Source organism: Glycomyces tarimensis, from assembly GCF_054776215.1.
The window spans coordinates 12,042-36,345 of record NZ_BAAHCB010000021.1; the positions used below are offsets into that span (position 1 = coordinate 12,042).

Genomic DNA, 24,304 nt, shown 5'->3' on the forward strand with positions numbered 1-24,304 from the left:
CAATTCCCCGTACGAATGCATGAGGAGTGACGATGGCTGCAGGCGTGGACGCGGTAGTGGCGGGAGCCGGTGGTTTCATCGGCGGACATCTGGTGGCAAGCCTCCTCGCTGAAGGCAAGACCGTGCGCGCCGTCGACGTCAAGCCGCTCGACCAGTGGTACCAGGTCCACTCCGAGGTCGAGAACCTCCAGCGGGACCTCGGCGAGCTGAGCGCCAGCCGCGAGGCCGTCGGTGACGGCGCCGCCGAGGTCTACAACCTCGCCTGCAACATGGGCGGCATGGGCTTCATCGAGAACAACAAGGCCCTGTGCATGCTCTCGGTCCTGCCCTCCACCCACATGCTCATGGCCGCACGCGACGCCGAGGTCGGCCGCTTCTTCTACTCCTCGTCGGCCTGCGTCTACGCCGGCTACAAGCAGACCGAGGCCGACATCGCCCCCCTCAAGGAGGAGGACGCCTACCCGGCCGACGCCGAGGACGGCTACGGCTGGGAGAAGCTCTTCTCCGAGCGCATGGCCCGCCACTTCCGCGAGGACTTCGGCCTCCAGACCCGCGTCGCGCGCTACCACAACATCTACGGCCCCGAAGGCACCTGGGAGGGCGGCCGCGAGAAGGCCCCCGCCGCCACCTGCCGCAAGATCGCCGTCGCGGCGCTCACCGGAGAGACCGAGGTCGAGATCTGGGGCGACGGCGAGCAGACCCGCTCGTTCACCTACATCGACGACTGCGTCCACGGCACCAAGCTGCTCACGCGCGGCGACGTCACCGAGCCGCTCAACCTGGGCTCCTCCGAGATGACCACCATCAACAACCTGTACTACCTGGTGGCCGACATCGCCGGCATCGACATCAAGCTCAAGCACGTCGACGGGGCCCTCGGCGTGCGCGGCCGCAACTCCGACAACACGCTCATCCAGAAGTACTACGGCTGGGAGCCCTCGATCAGCCTCCGCGAAGGCATGGCCAGGACCTACGCCTGGGTCTACGACCAGGTCAAGGCCAAGTACAACCGCTGATGGCCGACCCGAAGCTCCGGAGGGTCGACGTCCTCGGCGTCGGCGTCTCCACCGTCAACCAGGCCATGGCGCTCGCCGAGATCTCCCGCTGGATCGACGCCGGCGAGCGCCACTACGTGTGCGTCACCGGCGTCCACGGCGTCATGGAGTCCCAGCGCGACCCCGCGCTCAAGGCCATCCACAACGCCTCGGGGCTGACCACCCCCGACGGCATGCCGATGGTGTGGGCCGGCCGCAAGGCCGGCGCCGAATGGATGGACCGCGTCTACGGGCCCGACCTCATGCTGAGCGTCCTCGGCCGCGCCGCCGAGCGCGGCTGGTCCTCGTTCCTGTACGGCGGCAAGGACGGCGTGCCCGAACTGCTCGCCAAGCGGCTGTCCGAGAAGATCCCCGGCGTCAAGATCGCCGGGACCCACTCGCCGCCGTTCCGGCCCCTCACCGAGGCCGAGGACGACGAGATCGTCGCGCGCATCAACGACTCCGGCGCCCAACTCGTGTGGGTCGGCCTGTCCACGCCCAAGCAGGAGCGCTGGATGGCCGCGCATCGCGAGCGGCTCAGCGCCCCCGTCCTGTTCGGCGTCGGCGCCGCCTTCGACTTCCACGCCGGGCTCGTCCCGCAGGCCCCCTCGTGGATGCAGCGCAACGGGCTCGAATGGTGCTACCGCCTCACCAAGGAACCGAGGCGGCTGTGGCGCCGGTATCTGGTGAACAACCCCGCCTATCTGCGCTCGATCCGCCGTAATCCCCCATATCTGCGGGACTAGCAGAGGATAGGGTGAGGCCCATGGTCGACATTCCCAAGGAGAGCACTGAGACCACGCACCACCCCCGTGTCGCGGTCGTGTGGTCGGTGCTGTCGGCCGAGATCGAACGATTCGCCGCCGGGACCGGTGCGCGCATGCGCATCGTGGACGTCGGGGGCGGCTCCGGCGGCTTCGCCGTGCCGCTCGCCGAGCTCGGCCACGAGATCACCGTCGTCGAACCCTCGGCGAACGCGCTCGCCTCACTGCGCCAGCGGGTCGCGGACGCGGACGTGACCGACCGGGTCACCGCCGTCCAGGCCGACGCCGACGAACTGCCCCACGTCGTCGAGTCCGGCTCGGCCGACCTGGTGCTGTGCCACTCGGTGCTGGAGATGATCGACGATCCCGAGACCGCCCTGAGCGCCCTCGCGCAAGCCTGCGCGCAAGGCGGGGCGGTGAGCATCCTCGTCGCGAACCGCATCGCCGCGGTCCTCGGCAAGGCCCTGGCGGGGAATTTCTCGGCCGCGCTCGACCTGCTCGTCGACGTCGACGGCATCATCGACGGGAAGGACACCCTCAAGCGACGTTTCGAGACCGCCACGCTGACCGCCCTGGTCGGCGCGTCCGGCCTGGTGACCGAGCAGGTCCACGGCGTCGGCGTCGTGGGCGACCTCGTCCCCTCCTCGGCCGCGAGCGTCGAGGCGGGATCGGGGGAGGAGCTGCGCGAATTCGAGCTGGCGACGGCCTCCAGGATCCCGTTCCGCGACATGGCGACGCAGATCCACCTGCTGGCGCGCAAGCCCATACGCTGAGGGGCGTACGCCCGGTTACGGTCTCGCGCCGAGTTCGTCGGCGCCGCGCGGCCCTAGGCTGGTGGCGTGACCACGCAGCGAAACGGATCCCGTCCGGCCCTGTCGGCCGTCGTCGGCGACATCGTGATCGCCGTCGTCCTCGGCATCCTCGTCTCGGTGGCCACGATCGGCGCCAACGACGGAGTCCACCCCGGGGCGGGGGCGGTCGCGTTGATCGGATTGTGCGCGGCGACGTTGACCGTGCGCCGCCTCTGGCCGGAGGCATCGCTGATCGGCTCGACACTCGTGCTGTGGTGCTACGTGGGCCTGGGCCATCCCGAGGGACCGGTCTACCTGCTGCCGGCGGTGGCGGTGTTCTGCTACGTCGTGGCCCGCTCCCTGCAGGCGAGCCTGATCATGCTCGGATCGCTCCTGGTGGCCTTTCCGGTCTTCTACGAGTTCGTCCTCGACGACGGGAACCGACTGCCGGTGAACATCGCCATCACCTTCATCTACCTCGCCATCCCCGCGGTCGGCGGCGTGATCGCACGGGAGGCGAGGAACGCCCGCGCCCAGGCCGTGGCCGCGAACCGCGAACGCCACCGCGCCGAGGAGCGCGTCGCGATGGCCCGCGAGATCCACGACGTCGTCGGGCACAGCCTCGCCGTCGTCAGCATGAACGCCGGCGTGGCGCTTCACGTGCTGGAGAAGCGGCCCGACGCTGCGCCGGGCGTGCTCGAGCACCTGCGGGCCATCCGCGACAGCTCCTCGCGCGCCCTGGACGACCTGCGCGCCACCCTGGTGCCCCTGCGCCACGGCGAGCAGCCGGAGCTGCGCCCCGCGTTCTCCCTCGTCGACGTCCCGGTCCTCGTCGACGACGTCCGCAGAGGCGGCCTCGAGGTCGACTGCCGGATCGAGGGCGATCCCGAGTCCGTGCCCACCCGGATCGCCTCCACGGCCTACCGCGTCGTCCAAGAGGCGCTGACGAACGTCATCCGTCACTCCGGCGCCTCCCGGGCCACGGTCCGGCTCGGCTGCGGCGCGGGGGCGCTCGCCATCGACGTCACCGACGACGGCCGCGGCGGCGAGGTCGACCCCGGCCGCCTCGGCCAGGGCATCGCCGGGATGATGGAACGGATCGGCGCCCACGGCGGCGCTTTCAACGCCGGCCCCGCCACCGGCGGCGGCTTCGCCGTCCACGCCGAGCTCCCCTACGCCCACAGTCCTCAATGAGGGATCGCAAGCCGCACCGAGAGGAGGCGAGCGCATGATCGAACTCGTCGTCGCCGACGATCAGAGTCTCATCCGCATGGCCCTGCGCACCCTCATCGCCGACGAGCCCGACCTGCGGCTCGCCGCCGAGGCCACCGACGGGGAACAGGCGTGGGCGCTCATCCGCGAGATCGAACCCGACGTGGCCCTGCTCGACATCCGCATGCCCGGCCTCGACGGCCTCGAAGTCCTGCGCCGCATCAGTCGCGACTCCAAGTTGGACGGCACCCGCGTGGTGATGATGACCACCTTCGAGATCGACTCCTACATCTTCGAGGCACTCTCGGGCGGCGCGGCAGGGTTCGTCATGAAGGACACCGACCCCGCCGAGATCCTCAAGGCCGTCCGCCTCGCCGCCGCGGGCGACTCGCTGCTGTCGCCGGACGTGACCCGCAAGGTCATCGACGCCTACGCCGAGGGCCGCACCGGCCCTGCCAGGCCCCACGCGAGGCTCGGGGAGCTGACCGAGCGCGAAATGGAGATCCTGCGCTGGGTGGCCACCGGCTTGACGAACGACGAGATCGGCCGGCACCTGTTCATCAGCCCCGCCACCGTCCGCACCCACGTCGGCCGGCTCCTGGCCAAGCTCGAGGCTCGCGACCGCGCCGGACTGGTGGCGATCGCCTACCGCAGCGGCCTCGACATCCCCGAGCCCTGACCGCGGAACATTCCGGACACCGCGCCGGCGCGAGTCCCGCACGGCCTCGGAGGTGATCACCGAGTCTCGGGCACAACGAAGCACGGTCGGTTCGCGGACGGCGGCCGTCCCCGAGCGGTGGCGGCCATGTCCTGTGGCCGTGCGTTCACGCGACCGGCTAGCCTCGGGCCATGCGTTCGAGCCCGCACTTGACCAGCTCGCTGGAGGCGCTCCAGCCCGCCTACGGCACCGGCACACTCGCCGACGTCATGCCCGCCGCTCTTGCGGCCCTCGGCGTTCCAAGCGGCGACGGTCATATGCCGCTGCGTCCGGCCGAGCTCGACGGCGTCCGGCGCGTGGCCGTGCTCCTGCTCGACGGCTTCGGCTACCACCTGCTGCGCCAGGCCGCCCAGGCAAGCGCCACCGTCGAGGCCATCCACAACGGCGAGATCGGCACCCTCGCGCCCATCACCGCCACCGTCCCTTCGTCCACCCCGATCAGCCTGGCCTCGCTCGCCTGCGGCATCCCGCCGGGCCGGCACGGGATCATCGGCTTCACCGTCCGCGTCCCCGACTCCGGCGACCTCGTCACCCACATCCGCTGGGAGGGCAGTCCCGACCCGGAGACCTGGCAGCCGATGCCGACGTGTTTCGAGCGCGCCGTCGCCGACGGCGTGGTCTGCTCGGTCGTCTCCGACGGCGCCTTCCGCGCCACCGGCCTGACCAGGGCCATCTACCGCGGCGCCGATTGGCTGCCCGCCGCCACGCCCACCGAGGTCGCCGCCGAGACGATCGGCGCTCTGGCGCGCGGCGACCGCACCCTCGTCTACGCCTATCTGCCGAACGTCGACACCGCCGGGCACTTCTACGGCATCGGCTCGGTCGAGTGGCTCGACGCCGTCGCGGCGGTCGCCAAGACCATCGACGATCTGATCACGTACCTGCCCCGGGACACGGCGCTCATGGTCACCGCCGACCACGGGATGGTCAACCTGACCGAGCGCCTCCACGTCGACGAGCGCCCCGAGCTGCTCTGGGGGGTCGAGGCCGTCGCCGGCGACGGGCGCATGCGCTACCTCTACGTCGAGGACGGCGCGGTCGAGGACGTCGACGCCGCCTGGAGCGAGGCCGTCGCCGGCAGGGCCGAGATCGTCGGGCGCGACGAGGCGATCGCCCGCGGCTGGTTCGGGCCCGAGGTGACGGCCGCCAACCGCGAACGGGTGGGGGACCTGGTCGTGGCCTGCCGCGACACGTTCGCGGTCGTCGGCGTCGAGGGCGAGCCGCCGCATGTCGCGCGCCTCATCGGCCAGCACGGCGGCCTGACGGCGGCGGAGATGGCGGTCCCGCTGTGGTCGTACCGGACCGGATGAGCGGCCCGGGTGTCGGACCCCGCGGCTACGATTCGGACGTGGCCAGTGATCTCAGCGCGTACATCGGTCCTGATTTGTCCGATGAGGGTCTGGGGATTATGCACGTCGATATGGACGCCTTCTTCGCGTCCGTGGAGATCGCCCGGGATCCGTCGCTGCGCGGCAAACCCGTCATCATCGCCGGGCTCGGCCCGCGCGGCGTCGTCGCCGCGGCCTCCTACGAGGCCCGCGAGTACGGCGTGCACTCCGCACTGCCCACCGCCGTCGCTCGCCGCCGCTGCCCGAACGGCGTGTTCATGAAGCCCACCACCTCCTACGGCGAGGTCTCGCGCGCGGTCATGGCGATCTTCCGGGAGTTCACCCCGCACGTCCAGCCGATCTCGGTCGACGAGGCCTTCCTCGACGTCTCCGGCGCCCGCCGCCTCATCGGCTCCCCGGGCGAGATCGCCCGCTCGATCAAGGCCCGCGTCCGGGCCGAGCACGGCATCACCTGCACCGTCGGCATCGCCTCCACCAAGTTCCTCGCGAAGCTCGCCTCGGAGCACGCCAAACCCGACGGGCTCGGCGTCGTCCCTCGCGAGAACGAACTGTCGTTCCTCCACCGCCTCCCCATCCGCGCCGTGTGGGGCATCGGGGAGAAGACCGGACAGAAACTCGAGCGCCTCGGGATGCGCACCGTGGGCGACATCGCGCGCCTCCCGGTCGACCGCCTCGCCGCCACCGTCGGCACCGCTTCGGCCGAACATCTGTACGCGCTCTCGCGGAACATCGATCCGCGACCGGTCCGGCCCGAACGCGTCGAGAAGTCCATCAGCAACGAGACCACGTTCGGCCACGACGCGCCGGACGCCGGCGTCTGGGGTCCGACGCTGCTCGAACTGTCGCGCAAGGTCGCCTCCCGGGCCCGCGCCGCCGGCTGGGCCGGGCGCGGCGTCACGGTGAAGATCCGCTTCGGCGACTTCCGCACCATCACCCGCTCGCGCATGCTCCCGGCGCCGACGGACGTCGGCCACGAGATCCACGCGGCCGCCCGCGAGCTCGCCGACGCCGCCGCCACCGCGCCGGTCCGACTCATCGGTGTGCGCCTCGACCACCTCGTCGAGGCCGCCGCCGTCGGCCGTCAGGTGGCCCTCGACGAGCCCGAACACGGCTGGCGCGATATCGAGACGGCGATCGACGTGGCCGCCGCGAAATTCGGCAAGGGGGCGGTCCGGTCGGCCGGCAGGCTGCGGCGCTCCGATCGTGAGTAGACACCCGTCGGAACGCCCGCGGCAACGGTTAGGATCGAGGTCCGCGGGTATCCAGGCTCACTAAGGTGAGAACGGACAGATTCACGGACGAACTGCCTTCCGCCTTGGGCGAAAGCCTCGTAGACTTGAACCACAAGCACCTAGGCCCGTCGACATGGCGCCGGGCCCGCCGAGACTAGTGCAGGAGGAGTGTCGTGCCGCTCTCCGACCACGAACAACGCCTGTTCGAAGAAATCGAGCAGTCCTTGTCCGAAGACCCGCAGTTCGCCTCTGCTGTGCGCGCCCACGACCCGGCGCATGTCACCCGGCGCAGGCTCATCATCGCCGGGATCGTCTCCGTCATCGGCATCGGCGTCGTCATCGGCACCGTGATCGCCGGCGCCGCGCAGTGGGGCGCCCCGATCGGCGCGGTGCTCATGTTCGGCGGCCTGATCATCGGGCTCTGGGCACAGCGCCGCGGCACCACCGGCAAGCTGAAGGCCGTCGACGGCAAGGCGACCCGCACCACCGGAAGCGGCGGCTCGAAGGCCCCGAAACCGGGTGGTTTCACCTCCCGCATGGAAGAGCGCTGGAGGCGCCGCCGCGACAGCGGCGACACGTTCTGAGCAGAACGGCGACACGTTCTGAGCAGAACTCCGTATACGAACGAATACGGGCCACGCACACCGACGGCGAAGCTTGCAAGCCGTACAACGGCGGAGCGCGGCCCGTTCGAGTCTCTTCGGGCTGCCGCGCCTCAGCGTCCGCGCAGCATCGCGCGCCGCGCCGCCTTGCCGGCGTTCGCACTGGTGGGGATCGGCCCCTTCGGGATCGCCATGCCCATGCCCATCGCATCGAGGCGCTTGGCGACATGGTTGGCGGATTTGGCGTCGATGTTCTTGGGCAGCTTCGTCAGCCGCTTGCGCACCTCGGTCACCGAGAAGTCGTCGTTCGCCGTCTCGCCGACCATGAAGGTGTAGATCGGCGTCGAGCCGACCACCCGCGAGATCCGCTTCTTCTCCTGGCCCAAGAGCTTGCGCGCCTTGCCGCCGCCCTCGCCCAGCAGCACCACCCCGGGCTTGCCGACCGCGCGGTGCACCATCTGCGTCTCGGAGACCGCCGCGACGCCCGCGGTCACGTGCCAGCCGCGCATGCCGTCGATGAGCGCGTAAGCGGCGCCGGGCTTGCCGACCGCCTCGCGGTTCACGACCTTGCTCGTGCGCACGTTCAGCACGATCATGCCGGCGAGCAGCGCGATGAACACCGCGCTGACGTACCACAGCAGCGAGAACCGCGCGAAGATCACCAAGGCCGTGATGACGATGAACGGCAGCAGAATGGCGGCGGCCTCGAGCGGCAGGAACCATTTGTCCCGCTGCGTCGTGAACTTGATGGCCAGACCGATGGTCTTCAGTCTCGACCCGAATGTCTCTTTCTCCTGCTGCTTTGCCATGTTCTCAAGTCTACGGTGCGACCTCGGCCATGACGGGAGGGGTGATCAACGGCTCGCGAGCTTGGCCGAGGGGGCTTCGGCGCGCGCATCGACCGCCTGCCGGTACAGCCGCCCGGCCCGGTAGGAGGAGCGCACGAGCGGACCGCTCATGACGCCGGCGAAACCGATCTCCTCGGCTTCGGCCGACAGTTCCACGAACTCCTCGGGCTTGACCCAGCGGTCCACCGGGTGGTGGCGCTTGGTCGGGCGCAGGTACTGGGTGATGGTGATGAGCTCGCAGCCGGCCTCGTAGAGGTCGCGCAGCGCCTGCGAGATCTCCTCGCGGGTCTCGCCCATGCCGAGGATGAGGTTCGACTTGGTGACCAGGCCGTCCTCGCGGGCGCGGGTGATGACCCCGAGCGAGCGCTCGTAGGTGAACGCCGGTCGGATCCGCTTGAAGATGCGCGGGACCGTCTCGACGTTGTGCGCCAGCACCTCCGGGCGCGAGGAGAAGACCTCGGCGAGCTGCTCGGGCTCGGCGTTGAAGTCGGGGATGAGCAGCTCGACGCCGCAGCCGGGGATCGCCTTGTGGATCTGGCGGACGGTCTCGGCGTAGAGCCAGGCGCCGCCGTCCTCGAGGTCGTCGCGGGCGACGCCGGTGACCGTGGCGTACTTCAGGCCCATCGTCTTGACCGAGTCGGCGACCTTCATCGGCTCGAGGCGGTCGAGCGGCGAGGGCTTGCCGGTGTCGATCTGGCAGAAGTCGCAGCGTCGGGTGCACTGCGAGCCGCCGATGAGGAAGGTCGCCTCCCGGTCCTCCCAGCATTCGTAGATGTTGGGACAGCCGGCTTCCTGGCAGACGGTGTGCAGGCCCTCGCTTTTGACGAGGCTGCGCAGTTCGGTGTATTCCGGGCCGGTCTTGGCCTTGACCTTGATCCAGGAGGGTTTCTTCTCGATCGGGGTCTCGGCGTTGCGCGCTTCGAGGCGCAGCATCCGGCGTCCCTTGGGCTGTTCGGAAGTCACCGCACCAGCCTACGCCGCGACCGCCGCGGACGGCAGGTGTCGCTCGGCACAGCCGCCTCGCCGAAGCGACATCGCCGGTGCGCCCTGCTGCTGTAATGACGTGGTGGAACTCATTTACCAGGGCAAGGTCCGCGACCTCTACGCCGACGGCGACGACCTCATTCTCGTGGCCTCCAACCGTGTCAGCGTCTTCGACGTCGTCCTGCCCACGGAGATCCCCGAGAAGGGCGCGCTGCTGACGGCCTTGAGCCTGTGGTGGTTCGAGGCCCTCGGCGACCTCGTCCCCAACCACGTCCTCTCCGCCGACGACGTGCCCGCCGAGTTCGCCGGCCGGGCCCTGCGCGTCATGCGCCTCGACATGGTGCCCGTCGAGGCCATCGCACGCGGCTACCTCACCGGCTCCGGCCTGGCCGAATACAACGCCACCGGCGCGGTCTGCGGCATCGAGCTGCCCGGCGGCCTCGTCGACGGCTCGCGGCTGCCCGGGCCGATCTTCACGCCCACCACCAAGGCGGCCGTGGGCGACCACGACGAGCCGATCACCTTCGAGCGCATGAGCGCCGACCTCGGCACCGAGCCGGCCGAGCAGGTCCGCCACCTGACCCTCGAGGTGTACCGCCGCGGCGCCGAGATCGCCGCCGAACGCGGGATCATCATCGCCGACACCAAGCTCGAGTTCGGGACCGACGCGAGCGGCACGCTCCGGCTGGCCGACGAGATCCTCACCTCGGACTCCTCCCGGTTCTGGGACGCCGAGCGGTGGAGGCCCGGCCGGTCTCAGCCGTCCTTCGACAAGCAGTACGTCCGCGACTGGGCCAAGTCGACCGGCTGGAAGCCCGACTCCGGCGACGCGCCCGAGATCCCCGACGACGTCGTCGAGGCCACGCGCCAGCGCTACGTCGACGCCTACGAACGCCTCACCGGTCGGCGCTGGTGACCGCGAGCGGCAGCCGCATCCGCAGCCGCCAGCCGTCGTCCTCGGTCGGGCCGTAGTCGATCGCGCCGCCCAGCAGCTCGGCGCGCTGGCGCAGGCCCATGAGCCCGTACTGGGAGCTCGGCAGCTCGACCGACGGCCGCTTCGAGGCCGTGTTCACGACCTCGACCGCCAGATCGTCGCCGCCCATAGCGACGCGCACCGACGCCTTCGCTCCGGGGGCGTGCTTGCGGACGTTGGTGAGGCCCTCCTGCACGGTCCGGTAGATCGCTCGCTGCAGCGGCGGATCGATCTCCGGCAGCGGGTCCACCGCCAGGCACGCCTCGATGCCGCTCCCGTCGACCAGCTCCTTCAGAGCGCCGATCGTCGGCTGCGGGGCGAGCTCGGTGGTCTTCACGCCCGAGGCCCGCAGCACCCGCACCATATGCCGCAGCTCTTCGAGCGTCTTCACGCTGACCTGCCGGATCGTCGAGGCCAACTGCTTGGTCTCCGTCTCCTTCGTCTGCAGTTGGAGCACGCCGGCCTGGACCGCGATGAGGCTGACCTGGTGCGAGACCACGTCGTGCATCTCGCGCGCCAGTTGCGCCCGCTCGGCGGCCAGCGCATGCTGGGTCAGCAGCAGCTGCTCGTGTTCGCGTGCCTCGGTGATCTCCCACAGCCGTACCGCCAGGTCGCGGCGGGTTCGCTGGAGGTAGCCGAGGATCGCGGGGACGGCGGCCACGAGCACGTAGTACAGGTGCCCGCGGATCGCGTAGTCGTTCGCGAACGCGTAGTCGAGCAGTTCGGGCACGGCCGGCCCGTACGGATCGTCGTATTGCAGGTGGGCCGGGATGCCGATGGACCAGACCACGAAGCAGGCCGTGAGCAGGATGGTCGCGCTCACGGTGAGCCATGTGCGCCGCGTCCGGTAGGCGAGGGCGTACAGCGCCAGCATCGAGGCCACCTTCTCGCCGACCCAGACGGCCGGCGGCAGGGTGATCAGGAAGACCGCCAGGGGCGCCTGCCTGCGGAACAGCAGCGCCGCGACCGCGACCATCGCGAAGGACGCCAGCGGCTGGTTCTGCAGGTCGATGACGAGTGCCAGGTGGACGACGGCCACGGCCATCACGGTGGCGTCGAAGAACCACTGCGGCAGCGTCTCGAGCCTCACCGCTCGTGCTCCGAACCGAGGAGCCCGGCCCGTTCGGCCACGAGCGCGGCCTGGACGCGGTTGGCGACGCCGAGCTTGCCGAAGATGGAGCTGACGTGGTCTTTGACGGTGCCGATTCCCAGGAACACCTCGGCGGAGATCTCGCCGTTGGACTTGCCCTGGGCGATGCGGACCAGGATGTCGCGCTCGCGCTCGGTGAGCTGCTCGACGAGCGGATCGCTCGCGGTGTTCGCCGCGCCCGAAAGGTAGCCGGCGATGATCGTCTGGGTGATCTTGCCCGACAGCGCCGATCCCTCGGCCATGAGGGAGCGCACCTGGTGGACCAGGTGTTCGGGGTCGGTGTCCTTGAGCAGGAAACCCGAGGCGCCCAGCCGGAGCGCGGCGTCGACGTACTCGTCGGTGTCGAAGGTCGTGAGCACGGAGGTGATCGGCGGCCTGGACACGTCCCGCAAGCGCTTGAGGATGGTGAGGCCGTCGACGTCCGGCATGCGGATGTCGAGCAGGACCACGTCGGGCCTCAGGGAGATGATCTTGTCGATCGCCTCGCCGCCCGAGACCGCGTCGACGACCTCGATGTCGTCGGCCGTATTGAGGATGTAGCTGAAGCCCGAGCGGATGAGGGCCTCGTCGTCGACGATGAGGACGCGGATCACTGGCGCTGGACCTCCTCTCATGGGAAGACCCTAGAACCATACTCACGATGTACACCCCGGCTGCATCCGTTACCCGGTGAACACCGGGTCCACACGGCGGGCGGATTCCAGCCGACTGGAGGGCCGCCGCCGACGAGTGGCCGACAACCACCCACATCGACCGGCGTAGACCCCCGATGCCGGTCGGAGCCCGACCGGAGACCTTCGAGGGGCGCAATCGGCTCCGCGCCGATTCAACATGAAGACACCACACCCTACGACTTCATAGGAGCGCTCCATGTGCGGATTCGTCGTCCGAGTCAGCGCCGAAGCCGACCCCGGCGGACCGGCCCTCGCCGAACTGCTCGAAATGCTCCACCACCGAGGCCCCGACGAGACCGCGGTCGACCCCGAGGGACCGAGTGTCCGCATGGGTTTCAAGCGCCTGTCGATCATCGACGTGGCCGGCTCCCACCAGCCGATGCGACGCGACGGCGACCGCCTGAGCATCGTCTTCAACGGCGAGATCTACAACTACCTCGAGCTGCGCGACGAGCTCGTCCGCGAGTTCGGCGCCGCCTTCGAGACCCGCGGCGACACCGAGGTCATCCTCGCCGGCTACCGCCACTGGGGGCCCGACGTCGTCCACCGCCTGCGCGGCATGTTCGCGTTCGTCCTCTACGACCACGACGCCGACCTCCTCTTCGCCGCGCGCGACCCGTTCGGCATCAAACCGCTGTACTGGACCGAGTCCGGCGGGGCGCTGTGGCTGGCGAGCGAGAAGAAGGCGCTGCCGGGCATCGGCTCTCCCGACGCGGTCGACACCGAGGCGCTGGGACACTACGTCACCTTCCAGTACCCTCCCGAACCCGGAACACTCCACAGGGGCATCACCCGGCTCGAAGCGGGGCACTTCGCGCTGTTCCGCCCCGGTGCCAAGCCCAGGCCGCAGCGCTACTTCCAGCCCATGTTCCGCCCCGGCCGCATCAGCGACCCCGAGCGGCTCCACACCGAGATCGCCGAGGCCCTGCGCGAGTCGGTGCGGATCCACATGCGCTCGGACGTCCCGGTCGGCGCGCTGCTCTCCAGCGGCATCGACTCCACCGCCATCGTCGCCCTCGCCCGCGAGGTCAACCCCGACATCCTCACCTTCACCGCCCAGTTCACCGACCCGGGACTGGCCGACGAGCTCGACATCGCCGCCCAGTCCGCGGCCGAATTGGGCGTGGTGAACATCCCGGCCCCGATCTCGTTCCACGACGTCATCACCGAGCTGCCCAAGATCGTCTGGCACCTCGACGACCCGGTCGCCGACCCGGCCCTGGTGCCGCTGTACTTCGTCGCGAAGAAAGCCGCCGAGCACGTCACCGTCGCCCTCGGCGGCGAAGGCGCCGACGAGCTGTTCGGCGGCTACACCATCTACCACGAGCCGCGCTCGCTGCGCCCGGTCACCGCGCTGCCCGATTCGGCCAAGCACCTGCTGCGCCGTGCCTCTCGCGCCCTCCCCGAAGGGGCCAAGGGTAAAAGCTTCCTCGAACGCGGCACCGCCGAGATCGAGGAGCGCTTCATCGGCAACGCCAAGATCTTCACCGACGAGGCCAAGACCGCCCTGCTGCGCCACCCCGCCTCCGACCACCGCGACATCACCGGGCGCTACTGGGAGGAGACCGCGCACCTCGACCCGGCCACCCGCATGCAGTACCTCGACCTGCACACCTGGATGCGGGGCGACATCCTCGTCAAGGCCGACCGCATGTCCATGGCGCACAGCCTCGAAGTCCGCGTCCCGTTCCTCGACCGGGGCGTGTGGGAGGTGGCCTCGCGCATCCCCGCCGAGCACCGCCTGAGCGGCACCCAGACGAAGGTCGCGCTGCGACGGGCCGTGGAGAAGATCGTGCCGCCGGCGATCGTGGAACGGCCCAAAATGGGCTTCCCCACCCCGCACCGGCAGTGGCTGGCCGGACCGCTGTTCGAGTGGGTCGACCAGCTGCTCGCGCAGAGCGGCTGCGGCCACCTCCTCGACCTCGAATACGCCCGCCGCCTCCTGCGCGAGCACCGCGACGGCCACGACCACGCGCGCAAGATCTGGACGATCATGGTCTTCTGCATCTGGTATGCCCAGATCGGCGCCGCCAGGCCCACCGTGCTCTGAGGCCGGAGCCGCCGCCTCCCGGGCACCGGGAGACGGCCGGACGCCTCAGCGGCCGAACAGGCCCTCGCCGACGAAGCCGCCCTCGGACGCACCCGGCGGCACCGCGAAGATCGCGCTGCCCTCGGCGACGATGAACTCCATCAGCCGGTCGGAGGCGGCCATCTGCTCCTGCGTCTCGATGAACGCCGACGGGTCGGCCTGGAACGACGCGAACAGCAGTCCCGCGTCGTAGGGGCGCTCCTCGTGTCCGTGGTCGGCCGTCCCCGGTGCGTGCTCGTGGCCGGCCGCGTCCGAAGTGACGTCCCCCTGCGTCAGGAACCCGTAATCGTAGTTGTAGCCGCGCCGGAACATCGGCGCGTTGTGCGTCACCGCCACATGCGAATCGGCCGGGACCGCCGGCAGCCCCGAGGCGTCGAGCGCCTCGAAGTCCGGGTGGTCGAACTCCCCGCCGCCGCTGAGCGGCGCGCCCGTGTCGCGGTCGCGCCCGATCGACAGGTGCTGCTCCTCGGCCGTCGCCATGCTCCAGTTCGGCAGCTTCATGCGGATCTTGCGGAACACCAGATAGGTGCCGCCCTCGAACCAGTCCGGCTCCGAGTCGCGGGCCCACACACGCGCGTCGAAGTCCGCGCTCCCGAGTTGGGGATTGAGGCTGCCATCCTTGAAGCCCAACAGGTTGCGGGGGGTGCCGCCGTCTGCCGGGGCCGACGAGAAACCCTGCTGCACCCACGTCAGCGTCCCGACGCCGGCCGCGCGCTTGCGCAGCTCCAGGAACGCGTTCGCCGCCACCTGCTGATCGTCGGCGCAGATCTGGACGAGCAGATCCCCGCCCGACCAGGCCGCAACGAGCTGGTCACCGTCGAACTCGGGCAGCTCCACCAGCTTCGCCGGCTGGGCCGAGCCCAGACCCGTCTTCCCGAACAGCGCCGGACCGAAACCGAACGTGACGGTGAGCCGCGCCGGGTCGAGCCCGGCCGCGACCGCCTCCGCGTCGAAATGCTCCGCCGTGTCGGAACCGGCCTTCGGCGGCGCCTCACCGCGCGTCAGCGCCGCGGCCGTATCCGACCAGTCCTCCATGAGGCCCCGCAGCCCCGCCGCGCTCGCTCCGTCGGCCAGGTCGAACGCCGCGAACACCGCATGCGCCTGCATCGGCGTGGCGATCCCGCCCTGGCGCTCACCGTAGAACGACTCGGCGCCCGCGGCGTGGTCGTGCGCCTCGCCCTCGTGCTCGTGGTCCGAGCCGACGACGTATCCCACGCCTCCGGCGATCGCCGCGGTGGCGCTCGCCGCCCCGAGCGCGGTCCGGCGCGTGACGCCCTCGCCCGGAGGGGCGTCATCGCCCGAGGGGCGGCGCCGCCGCCACTGACCGATGAGGACGTCTACGACCAGGAACACCAGCAGCGGCACACCGAACAGGGGCATGAACCAGCCGATCACCGCGATCACCGGAACCGCGAGCGCGACCAGCCACCACGGGAGCCGCCGCAGAGCGCCGCGCGGGTACGGCCGCCCGAGCGCGGCGTCCTTGCCGCGGCGCTGCCACCACATGCGGTAACCCAGGAAGATCACCGACAGGAACGCCAGCATCGCCGCCGCCAGCAGCAGCTGGTTCACCAGGCCGAACAGCAGACCCATGTGCGCGGCGATGAACACGTTCGCCGCCTGCGCCATGAACGGCCAGTCGGCGAACGGCAGCGTCTCGGTGACCTCGGCGCCGCCGGACTCGTCGAGCGCGACCGCGATCGCGTCCTGCCGCACCGGGAACGACCGCTGCGTCTCGGCTACGGCGAACTCGCCGCCGGCGCCGGCCGGCAGCGTCAACTGGAGCGGCCCCTCCAGCCCCGCCGCACGCGCCGCCTCATAGACCGCGTCCACCGAATCGACCGCCGAAGCCACCGGGGCGCCGTGGTCGTGCCCGTGGCCCTCGTGGGCCTCGTGCTCCCCGGCGCCGACGGTCAGCGCCGGCGTCGACCAATCGAGCTGAGCGCGCAGCTCGGTGATGTGCTCCCCGGCGAACCGCGACCACGTCAGGCCCGTCGCCGACAAGAACAGCAGCACCACGGCCAGCCACAGGCCGACCGGGGCATGCCAGGACAGCGAACGGGCTCGACCGGCCGCGCCGCGACGGGGCCACAGCAGCGCACCGGGACGGCGCCGGCGCGTCAGCCACAGCACGGCGCCCGCCAAGACGATCACCCACAGCCAGCTGGCCGCCAGCTCGCTGTAAGAGCGGCCGACCTCGCCGAGATGGAGCGTGCGGTGGAAGGTCGCGACCCACTCACGGAACGGCCCCGCGTGGGAGCTGCCGTAGCTCGTCGCATCGCCTTGCACCGCACCGGTGTAAGGATCGACGTACACCACCGCGACCGCGCCGGACTCGCGCACGGCGCCGTCGTCGAAGAGGACCTGCGCGGCGTCCTCGTCTTCGAACGCGGGGCGCACGCCGGTGACGGTCCAGTCGGGGCGGGCCTCGGAAGCGGCACGGACCTGCTCGGACAACGGCAGGCGCTCGCCGCCGACGTCGTCGACGGTGCGCAGCTCGTCGTAGAGCGCGTCCTCCACTTCGTAGGAGGCGGCGTAGAGCAGCCCCGTGAGGGCCGCGACGACCAAGAACGGGGCGATGAGGACGCCGGCGTAGAAATGCAGCCGGAGGAGGAGCTGCCGCACGGCAGCCCGAGAACGTTGTTCGGACATGACTCACTCTCTGGGGAACGGCGCGCAGTGGCGCCGATGATCAGGGGGAAGGAACAGGGATCAGAGAGTGAACGCGGGCGGACCGCGCCGCGAGATCGCGTCCGGGACCGGCTCGAGCGACCGCAGCCGCCTCGCGCTCGAACGCAGGACGCGCGGACGGACCGCGACGACCGCCCGGCCGAAGCGCAGGCGCAGGACCCGCGCGAAGAACAGCGTGAGCAGATCGAGCAGCGCCGCCAAGCCCGCCTCGCCCCTCGCCAGCCACGAGGCCTGGGCGAGCGCGGCCGCGGCGTGGACCAGCAGCATGCTCACGGCCGGCCCGCCGTGATGGTGGACCGCGGCGGCCACACCCTGCGAGAAGACCTCGTGGAGACCCCACTGCGCCAGCAGGCACAGCGGCACCAGAACGGCGAAACCGCGCTGGCGGCCCCCGGCCGCGAACGCGGCGATGAAGGCCAATGCCAGCGCGGCGGTGAAGTAATCGGGCCGAGGCGCGGCCCCGCCGCCCCACACGTGGAGCAGCGCCGAGGCGGACACCGACACCGCTGCGAACACCGCGGCCCGCAGCAGACGGAACGGAGTCTGCCTCACATGCACGCGCGTATTGTGTCACGCCGCCCGCTCGGGACCGTAGGTCAGTCGGCGCAGGAGCACCTCGAACGGGCCGCGCCATCCGCGCTTGGCCATGAACACCGCCAGCAGCACCGTCAGCAGCCAGGTGCCGGCGGCGACGCCGTAGGCGGTCAGGTAGCCCATGCCGTCGCCGAGCCCGAGGCCCCACACGGCCAGCAGCGGGGCCATGATGATCGACTGCGCCAGGTAGCACGTCAGCGATCGCTCCCCGACCGCGGCGAGCGCACCGGGGACGCCGGCGCGCCCGCGGGCGCGCCAGCGGTGGGCCAGCAGGGCGAAGCCGCAGACGTAGCCCAGGCCGGCGTACATGCCGCCGAGCAGCGTCAGCAGCAGCGTTCCCTGGAAGACCACGGTCGGCGGGTGCCAGGCGCCGAGCCCGACCAGCGCCACCGGCATCGCGCTGGCGACATTGACGACCATGCCCGAGACGAAGACGCGGCGCAGCTGCGGCAGGTGCCGTTCGGGGTGGTCGATCCAGCCGCCGCGCTGGATCATCATGCCGACGATCACCAGCGGCACGAACAGCATCAGCACCGTGAAGGCGAGCATGCCGGTGACCGAGGCGATCGCGCCGAACACGAGCTGGACCGCGTAGGCCGGCATGTCGAGTCCGGTGTCGGCTCCCGCGCCGACGCTGTACATGAACGCGAGGACCGGGGTGCCGACCAGCACCACGTACACGCCGGTGCCCCACAGCCAGCGCTTGAGCGCCTTGGTCGAGAGGTGGACGAAGAACAGCGCGATCAGACCGGTGGCGCCGTAGGGCGCGAGGATGTCGCCGTAGAACAGGAACATCGCGTGCAGCAGGCCGAGCAGGACCAGCCACCAGGAGCGGCGGCGCAGGACCTTGCGCACGCCCTTGGCCTCCATGCCGCGGCCGAACATGCGCGAGGCCATGACCGCCATGCCGAAGCCGTAGAGGATCGCGAACATCGGACGGGACCGCTCCGCCGCGAACAGCTGCTCGAGGAAGAGGGCGACGCGGTCGGCGGTCGAGGAGTCGGCGAAGTGGGTGTAGTCGTCGATCATGTGACCGGAGAGGTGCACCGCGACGTTGGCGATGGCGATGAACAGCAGCAGGCCGCCGCGGGCGATGTCGGGGGCGAGCGAGCGTTCGCCGCGGGACATCGGGCCGAGGGAGGCCGGCCCCGGCGGGGCGACGGTCTGGGCGGGCGTGGTGAACACGGGAGGGCTCCCTTGCGCTCGGGTCTCGGTAGGTGGTTGTCGGTTTCGCCCTCAGTGTATGAATTCCCGGGCGGACCTGGAGTCATGCCGGCGTCCGACCTTCCGGCGGTGCGTGAGGTACCTCGGGGCGAGTCCCGAGCAAGTGACCGAAGTCATAGCGGCCGGTTCGGATACTGCAAGGGCCCCATCGCGAAACGATGGGGCCCGGTGACGTTCGCCGAGACTACGGCTTCGTGCTCCGCTTCAAGTCCACTCCGCCTACGGCTTCGCGAACAAGACCGCGGCGTTGTGGCCGCCGAAGCCGAAGCCGGTGTTCATCGCGGCGTCGAGGTCCATCTTGCGGGCCTCGTTCGCCGCCACGTCCAGGTCCAGGTCCGGGTCCGGGTTGTCGAGGTTGATCGTCGGCGGGATGACCCCGTCGTGGATCGCCATGATCGTCGCGATCGACTCGACCGCGCCGGCCCCGCCGAGCAGGTGCCCGGTCATCGACTTGGTCCCGGTCAGGACCACGTGCTCGCCGATCTCGCGCTTGACGCCCTTGACCTCGGCCATGTCGCCGACCGGCGTCGACGTCGCGTGGGCGTTGACGTGCCCGATGCTCTTCGGATCGATCCCGGCCTGCTTGATGGCGGCGCGCATGGCGCGCCCGCCGCCGTTGCACTCCGGGTCCGGCTGCACGATGTCGAAGCCGTCCGATGTCAGGCCCGAACCGGCCACGACCGCGTAGATCGTCGCCCCGCGGGCCTCGGCGTGCTCGCGGCGCTCGAGCACCAGCGCGCCGGCGCCCTCGCCCATGACGAAGCCGTCGCGGTCGCGATCCCAGGGCCGCGAGGCCCGCTCGGGGTCGTCGTTGCGGGTCGACATCGCCTTCATGGACGCGAACCCGGCCATCGGCAGGCCGCCGATGACCGCTTCGGCGCCGCCGGCGATGGCGACGTCGGCGCGACCGACGCGGATCATGTCGGCCGCCCACGAGATCGCCTCGGCCGAGGTGGCGCAGGCGCTGGTCGGGGCGTGGACCCCGGCCTTCGCGCGGAACTCCAGGCCGACGACGGCCGCCGGGCCGTTGGGCATGAGCATGGGCACGGTGTACGGCGAGACCCGCCGCGGCCCCTTCTCCTCCAGGATGTCGTCCTGTTCGAGCAGGGTCAGGGCGCCGCCGATGCCGGACCCGAACACCACGCCGAGGCGTTCGGAGTCGAGGTCGTCGCTCAAGCCCGCGTCGTCCCAGGCCTGCTGGGAGGCGATGAGCGCGATCTGCTCGGAGCGGTCGAGGCGACGCAGCCGGATCCGAGGCAGGACCTCGGAGGGCTCGACGGCCAATTGGGCGGCGATGCGCACCGGGAGATCCCGCGCCCACTCCTCTTCGAGAGCGTTGACGCCGGACTTCCCGGCGACGAGGGCTTCCCAGGTCGACGCCACGTCCCCGCCGAGCGGGGTAGTCGCGCCGAGCCCGGTGACGACTACCTCAGTCACATTAACCCTTTTCGATGTAGGAGACGGCGTCGCCGACGGTCTTCAGGTTGGCGACCTCGTCATCGGGAATCTTGACGCCGAACTTCTCCTCGGCGGCGACCACGACCTCGACCATCGCCAGTGAGTCGACGTCCAGGTCGTCGGTGAAGGACTTGCCGTCGGCGACGTCGTCGGGATTGACGCCCGCGACCTCTTCGAGAATGTCGGACAGCCCTTCGCGGATCTCGTCACGAGACATGTGTGTATTCCTCTCGATAATTACGGGCAGCGGATGACTTGCCCGGCATAGGTGAGCCCGCCGCCGAACCCGAACAGGAGGATCGGGGCGCCGGAGGCGATCTTGCCAGTTTGTACCAACTTCGACAACGCCAGCGGCACCGAAGCCGCCGAGGTGTTGCCGGAGTAGACGATGTCCTCGGCGATGACGCAGTCGTCGCTGAAGTCGAGGCGCTTGGCGATGCCCTGGATGATCCGCAGGTTCGCCTGGTGCGGCACGAAGGCCGCCAGCTCGGAGATCTTGACGTCGGCCCGCTCGGCGACCTGCTCGATGAGCGGCGCGAGCTGGGTGGTGGCCCAGCGGAACACGGTCTGGCCGGCCTGCTTGATGTACGGGACGTCCTCTTCGATGCGGATGACGTCGGCCATGGACGGCTCCGATCCCCACACGACCGGGCTGATCGCGAGCGCTGGGTCGTCGGTGCCCTCGACGACGACCGCGCCGGCGGCGTCGCCGAACAGCACGCAGGAGGAGCGGTCCTCCCAGTCGGTGACCGCGGTGAGCTTCTCGGCGCCGATCACGATGGCGCGCTTCGCGCTGCCGATCCTGATGGCCATGTCGGCCTGCGCCAAGGCGTACTCGAAGCCCGAGCAGGCCGTGTTGACGTCGATCGCGGCCGGGGTGGCGACGCCGAGGGCCTCGGCGACGCGGCAGGCGGTGTTCGGGCAGACGTCCTTGGCCGAGACCGTGGCGACGATCACCATGTCGATGTCGGCGGCGGTGTGACCGGAGTTCGCGAGGGCCTGCTCGGCGGCCTTGACCGCCATGTCGGCGACCTTCTCGTCGTCGGCGGCGATGCGGCGCTCCTTGATGCCGACGCGGCTGACGATCCACTCGTCGTTGGTGTCCACCATCGTGGCGAGCTCGGCGTTGGTGAGGACCTTCTCGGGCTGGTAGTGGCCGACGCTGATGACGCGTGATCCGTTGGCGCTCACTGGACTCCTTCACTGGCGGCGAGTTCGGCGGCGGCCGCCAGGTCCTCGGGGGTGTTGACGTTGAGCCGTTCGACGCCCTTGAGAGCCCGCTTGGCCAGGCCCGTGAGCGTCCCTGCCGGCGGCAGTTCGATGACGGCCGTGACGCCCAACGCTCCAAGCGTACTCATGCAGGCGTCCCATCGGACCGGTGAGGTGACCTGGTCCACGAGCTGCCGGAGGGCCTGCGAGCCGGTCTCGACGGGCCTGCCGTCGCGGTTGGACAGGAAGGTCCGCTCGGGGTCGGCGGTGGCGATGTCGCCCGCGACGGCCTCCAGGGCCGCGTGGGCGGGCGCCATGTGCGGGGTGTGGAAGGCGCCGGCGACCTTCAGGGGGATGATCCGGGCCCGCTCGGGGGCGTTCTCGGTGAGCTTCTCGATCGCGGCGACGGGGCCGGCCGCGACGATCTGGCCGGCGCCGTTGCGGTTGGCGGGCCAGGCTCCGGCGGCCTCGATCGCGGCCAGGACGTCGGCCTCGACGCCGCCGAGGACCGCGGCCATGGTGGTGGGCTCGATATCGCATGCGGCGGCCATCTCGCGGCCGCGGACGGCGGCGAGGCGGACGGCGGCCTCGGGGGTGAGGATGCCGGCGAGGGCGGCGGCGGTCAGCTCGCCGACGGAGTGCCCGGCGACGACCGAGGCGGCCTCGACGGGCAGCTTCCGGGCGGCGAGCAGCCCGGCGGCGACCAGCAGCGGCTGCGTGTTGGCGGTGTCGGTGATCTCGGCCTGGTCGGCCTCGGTGCCGAGGTGGAGGAGGTCGAGGCCGATCAGCTCCGACCATTCGCGCAGCGTCGCGGCCGCGTCCTGGTCGGCTTCGATCCATGGCGTGAGGAACCCGGGCTTCTGTGAACCCTGCCCGGGAGCGAGAATGGCAAGCACATCTAGACTTTCGCTCAGTGAACAGCCGAAACGGGCATGTTCAGATGACTGAAAGCCCGTCCCGTTCTTGTAGGAACTCTACAACGACAGTTGTAAACTGCGGGAACGCCTGCTGGACGGGGAGCTCTCCAGGCGGCCTATGGTCAACCCCACACGCAGCACGAACGCCTCATGCGGGTCGGTCGGGGAGAAACCGGTCACCTCCTGGATGCGGCGGAGCCGGTACCGGACCGTGTTGGGATGGACGTACAGCTCGCGGGCGGTGCCCTCCAGGACCCCGCCGGAAGCGATGAACGCGTCCATGGTCTCCAGCAGTTCACCGCCGGCGCGTCGCAGTGTCACGTAGACGACCTCGCGCAGCTGGCGCCGCGCGGCCTCGTCGCCGGCGATGGCCCGCTCGGGCAGCAGCTGCGTCGCCGACACCGGGCGCGGCGCGTCCGGCCAGGCGGGCGCCGACCGGTGCCCCGCGACGGCCGCGAGCGCCGAGCTCGAGGCCTCGGCCAGACCGGTGACGGTCGGTCCGACGACGATCGGGCCCTCGCCGAACTGGCCGGTGAGCTTCTCGACGATCTCCATCGGGTCCGGCACGCCGCCGAGGAGGATGACCAGGCGGGCGCCGTGGACGCCCGCGAGGACGTCGAGGCCGAGGCGCCGGGCCGCCCGCTGGACCGAATGCAGCACCAGCGTCGCCTCGCCGCCGGGCGTGTTGCCGCAGACGACGGTGATCGACTGCGTCTCCGACCAGCCGAGCGCGGCGGCGCGTCCGACCAGTTCGTCGGAGGACTCCCCGCGCAGCAGCGAGTCGACGAGCATGGCCTGGAGGCGGGCGTCCCAGGCGCCACGGGTCTCGGCGGCGCGGGCGTAGACGCGTGCGGCGGCGAAGGCGATCTCGCGGCTGAAGCGCAGCACCGACTCGCGCAGCGGCTCCTCCTCGCCCTCGGCGGCCAGGGCCGGGACCTGCTCCTCGACGACGTCGATGACGACCTGGATGAGCGCGACGGTGTGCTGGAGGCTGATCGCGCGGGCCAGTTCGACCGGGGCGGCCTCGAAGACCATGTCGGAGGAGCCGAGGTCCTCGCCGCTGGCGCGCAGCCACTCCAGGAACTGCCGGACGCCGGCCTGGGCCACCAGGGTCACCATCGAGCGCTGCTCGGCCGGCAGATCGCGAAACCAGGGGAGTCGTTCATCCATGCGGGTGAGCGATTGGGTCGTCAGCGCCGAGGTGGAGCGTTCGATGTTCTGAATGGTGGTGGCCAGATCCATGTCCTATAGCCTGCCAGACGTGGCGGCCGCCTCGCGCCGACGTCGGGCGGAATACCGGATGTGCCACTATCGTTGCCCGGATAGCACCAGAATCACGCCAAGACAGAGAGGCGGCCACATCTATGGCCACGGTTGCACTGACCAAGGACACCTTCGAGGAGACCGTCACCGACAACGACATCGTGCTGGTCGACTGGTGGGCGGATTGGTGCGGTCCCTGCAAGCAGTTCGCGCCGACCTACGACGCCTCGAGCGAGAAGCACGAGGACGTCCTCTTCGCGAAGATCGACACCGAGGAGCAGCAGGAGCTCGCCGCGGCGGCGGGCATCCAGTCGATCCCGACGCTCATGGCCTTCCGCGACGGCATCCTCCTGTTCAACCAGCCGGGCGCGCTGCCCGGTGAGGCGCTCGAGGAGGTCATCCGGCAGGTCAAGGCCCTCGACATGGACGAGGTCCGCGAGCAGATCGCCAAGGAAGAGAGCGCCGGCGCCGACCACGCCGGTCACCAGCACGACTAGCCGGGCGCGCACCGCGGGATCACCGCATCAG

22 protein-coding genes and 1 pseudogene are annotated in these 24,304 nt (G+C 70.5%); 11 read left to right on the forward strand and 12 right to left on the reverse strand.

The window, feature by feature from the left end:
• The first annotated feature begins 32 nt into the window (after nucleotides 1-32).
• The 8 genes from ACYVK3_RS17010 (at nucleotide 33) to ACYVK3_RS17045 (ending at nucleotide 7,684) form a co-directional block, all read left to right on the forward strand.
• Nucleotides 33-1,016, forward strand: coding sequence for a Rossmann-fold NAD(P)-binding domain-containing protein (locus ACYVK3_RS17010; protein ID WP_460498534.1), 984 nt, complete (start codon nucleotides 33-35; stop codon nucleotides 1,014-1,016).
• Nucleotides 1,016-1,780, forward strand: a complete 765-nt coding sequence (locus tag ACYVK3_RS17015) for a WecB/TagA/CpsF family glycosyltransferase (protein ID WP_460498535.1) — start codon at nucleotides 1,016-1,018, stop codon at nucleotides 1,778-1,780. Before ACYVK3_RS17010 ends, ACYVK3_RS17015 begins: the two co-directional genes overlap by 1 nt.
• Before the next feature lie 20 nt (nucleotides 1,781-1,800).
• Complete coding sequence (locus tag ACYVK3_RS17020) at nucleotides 1,801-2,571, forward strand: class I SAM-dependent methyltransferase (RefSeq protein ID WP_460498536.1); 771 nt, start codon at nucleotides 1,801-1,803, stop codon at nucleotides 2,569-2,571.
• A 66-nt stretch (nucleotides 2,572-2,637) separates the two neighbouring features.
• Nucleotides 2,638-3,783 (forward strand): sensor histidine kinase, encoded by a 1,146-nt coding sequence (locus ACYVK3_RS17025; RefSeq protein ID WP_460498537.1) that lies wholly within the window; start codon nucleotides 2,638-2,640, stop codon nucleotides 3,781-3,783.
• A 34-nt stretch (nucleotides 3,784-3,817) separates the two neighbouring features.
• On the forward strand, nucleotides 3,818-4,480 hold the full coding sequence (locus ACYVK3_RS17030; RefSeq protein ID WP_460498538.1) for a transcriptional regulator: 663 nt from the start codon (nucleotides 3,818-3,820) through the stop codon (nucleotides 4,478-4,480).
• A gap of 170 nt (nucleotides 4,481-4,650) precedes the next feature.
• Entirely contained in the window at nucleotides 4,651-5,829 is a 1,179-nt protein-coding gene (locus tag ACYVK3_RS17035) for an alkaline phosphatase family protein (RefSeq protein ID WP_460498539.1), read from the forward strand.
• 98 nt (nucleotides 5,830-5,927) lie between these two features.
• Entirely contained in the window at nucleotides 5,928-7,079 is a 1,152-nt protein-coding gene (gene dinB, locus ACYVK3_RS17040; RefSeq protein WP_460498722.1) for a DNA polymerase IV, read from the forward strand.
• Nucleotides 7,080-7,273: 194 nt separating this feature from the next.
• The gene (locus ACYVK3_RS17045; RefSeq protein WP_460498540.1) at nucleotides 7,274-7,684 is read left to right on the forward strand and encodes a DUF3040 domain-containing protein; all 411 of its coding nucleotides are present in this window, start codon (nucleotides 7,274-7,276) and stop codon (nucleotides 7,682-7,684) included.
• 131 nt (nucleotides 7,685-7,815) lie between these two features.
• On the opposite strand, the gene ACYVK3_RS17050 is transcribed toward ACYVK3_RS17045, so the two are convergent.
• Complete coding sequence (locus tag ACYVK3_RS17050) at nucleotides 7,816-8,511, reverse strand: DUF4191 family protein (protein WP_460498541.1); 696 nt, start codon at nucleotides 8,509-8,511, stop codon at nucleotides 7,816-7,818.
• 45 nt (nucleotides 8,512-8,556) lie between these two features.
• Nucleotides 8,557-9,483, reverse strand: a complete 927-nt coding sequence (lipA, locus tag ACYVK3_RS17055) for a lipoyl synthase (RefSeq protein ID WP_460498723.1) — start codon at nucleotides 9,481-9,483, stop codon at nucleotides 8,557-8,559.
• Nucleotides 9,484-9,616: 133 nt separating this feature from the next.
• On the opposite strand from lipA, the gene ACYVK3_RS17060 reads away from it, so the two are divergent.
• Nucleotides 9,617-10,450 carry a phosphoribosylaminoimidazolesuccinocarboxamide synthase gene (locus tag ACYVK3_RS17060; protein ID WP_460498542.1) on the forward strand — a complete coding sequence of 278 codons (834 nt, stop codon included), beginning with the start codon at nucleotides 9,617-9,619 and terminating at the stop codon, nucleotides 10,448-10,450.
• Here ACYVK3_RS17060 and ACYVK3_RS17065 read toward each other — a convergent pair.
• Nucleotides 10,431-11,597, reverse strand: a complete 1,167-nt coding sequence (locus tag ACYVK3_RS17065; RefSeq protein ID WP_460498543.1) for a sensor histidine kinase — start codon at nucleotides 11,595-11,597, stop codon at nucleotides 10,431-10,433. The genes ACYVK3_RS17060 and ACYVK3_RS17065 overlap by 20 nt on opposite strands.
• On the reverse strand, nucleotides 11,594-12,250 hold the full coding sequence (locus tag ACYVK3_RS17070; protein WP_460498724.1) for a transcriptional regulator: 657 nt from the start codon (nucleotides 12,248-12,250) through the stop codon (nucleotides 11,594-11,596). Before ACYVK3_RS17070 ends, ACYVK3_RS17065 begins: the two co-directional genes overlap by 4 nt.
• Nucleotides 12,251-12,527: 277 nt before the next feature.
• Here ACYVK3_RS17070 and asnB point away from each other — a divergent pair, with 277 nt between their 5' ends.
• Entirely contained in the window at nucleotides 12,528-14,381 is a 1,854-nt protein-coding gene (gene asnB, locus ACYVK3_RS17075; protein ID WP_460498544.1) for an asparagine synthetase B family protein, read from the forward strand.
• A gap of 45 nt (nucleotides 14,382-14,426) precedes the next feature.
• Here asnB and ACYVK3_RS17080 read toward each other — a convergent pair whose 3' ends face one another.
• From ACYVK3_RS17080 to ACYVK3_RS17115, 8 genes and pseudogenes are all read right to left on the reverse strand, one after another.
• Nucleotides 14,427-17,072: a Dyp-type peroxidase gene (locus ACYVK3_RS17080; RefSeq protein ID WP_460498545.1), complete on the reverse strand. Its 2,646-nt coding sequence runs from the start codon at nucleotides 17,070-17,072 to the stop codon at nucleotides 14,427-14,429.
• A gap of 60 nt (nucleotides 17,073-17,132) precedes the next feature.
• Nucleotides 17,133-17,663, reverse strand: coding sequence for an MFS transporter (locus ACYVK3_RS17085; protein ID WP_460498546.1), 531 nt, complete (start codon nucleotides 17,661-17,663; stop codon nucleotides 17,133-17,135).
• A gap of 18 nt (nucleotides 17,664-17,681) precedes the next feature.
• The gene (locus tag ACYVK3_RS17090; RefSeq protein ID WP_460498547.1) at nucleotides 17,682-18,890 is read right to left on the reverse strand and encodes a DUF418 domain-containing protein; all 1,209 of its coding nucleotides are present in this window, start codon (nucleotides 18,888-18,890) and stop codon (nucleotides 17,682-17,684) included.
• A 258-nt stretch (nucleotides 18,891-19,148) separates the two neighbouring features.
• Nucleotides 19,149-20,366, reverse strand: a complete 1,218-nt coding sequence (gene fabF, locus ACYVK3_RS17095; RefSeq protein ID WP_460498548.1) for a beta-ketoacyl-[acyl-carrier-protein] synthase family protein — start codon at nucleotides 20,364-20,366, stop codon at nucleotides 19,149-19,151.
• Nucleotide 20,367: 1 nt separating this feature from the next.
• Entirely contained in the window at nucleotides 20,368-20,604 is a 237-nt protein-coding gene (locus ACYVK3_RS17100; protein ID WP_030159099.1) for an acyl carrier protein, read from the reverse strand.
• 20 nt (nucleotides 20,605-20,624) lie between these two features.
• Nucleotides 20,625-21,578, reverse strand: a complete 954-nt coding sequence (locus ACYVK3_RS17105; RefSeq protein WP_460498549.1) for a beta-ketoacyl-ACP synthase III — start codon at nucleotides 21,576-21,578, stop codon at nucleotides 20,625-20,627.
• Between the two features lie 14 nt (nucleotides 21,579-21,592).
• Nucleotides 21,593-22,492, reverse strand: a pseudogene (locus tag ACYVK3_RS17110) (ACP S-malonyltransferase); the annotation flags it as partial.
• Nucleotides 22,493-22,570: 78 nt separating this feature from the next.
• Nucleotides 22,571-23,755: a PucR family transcriptional regulator gene (locus ACYVK3_RS17115; RefSeq protein ID WP_460498550.1), complete on the reverse strand. Its 1,185-nt coding sequence runs from the start codon at nucleotides 23,753-23,755 to the stop codon at nucleotides 22,571-22,573.
• A 122-nt stretch (nucleotides 23,756-23,877) separates the two neighbouring features.
• On the opposite strand from ACYVK3_RS17115, the gene trxA reads away from it, so the two are divergent.
• Nucleotides 23,878-24,273 (forward strand): thioredoxin family protein, encoded by a 396-nt coding sequence (gene trxA, locus ACYVK3_RS17120; RefSeq protein ID WP_460498551.1) that lies wholly within the window; start codon nucleotides 23,878-23,880, stop codon nucleotides 24,271-24,273.
• Nucleotides 24,274-24,304: the final 31 nt, after the last annotated feature.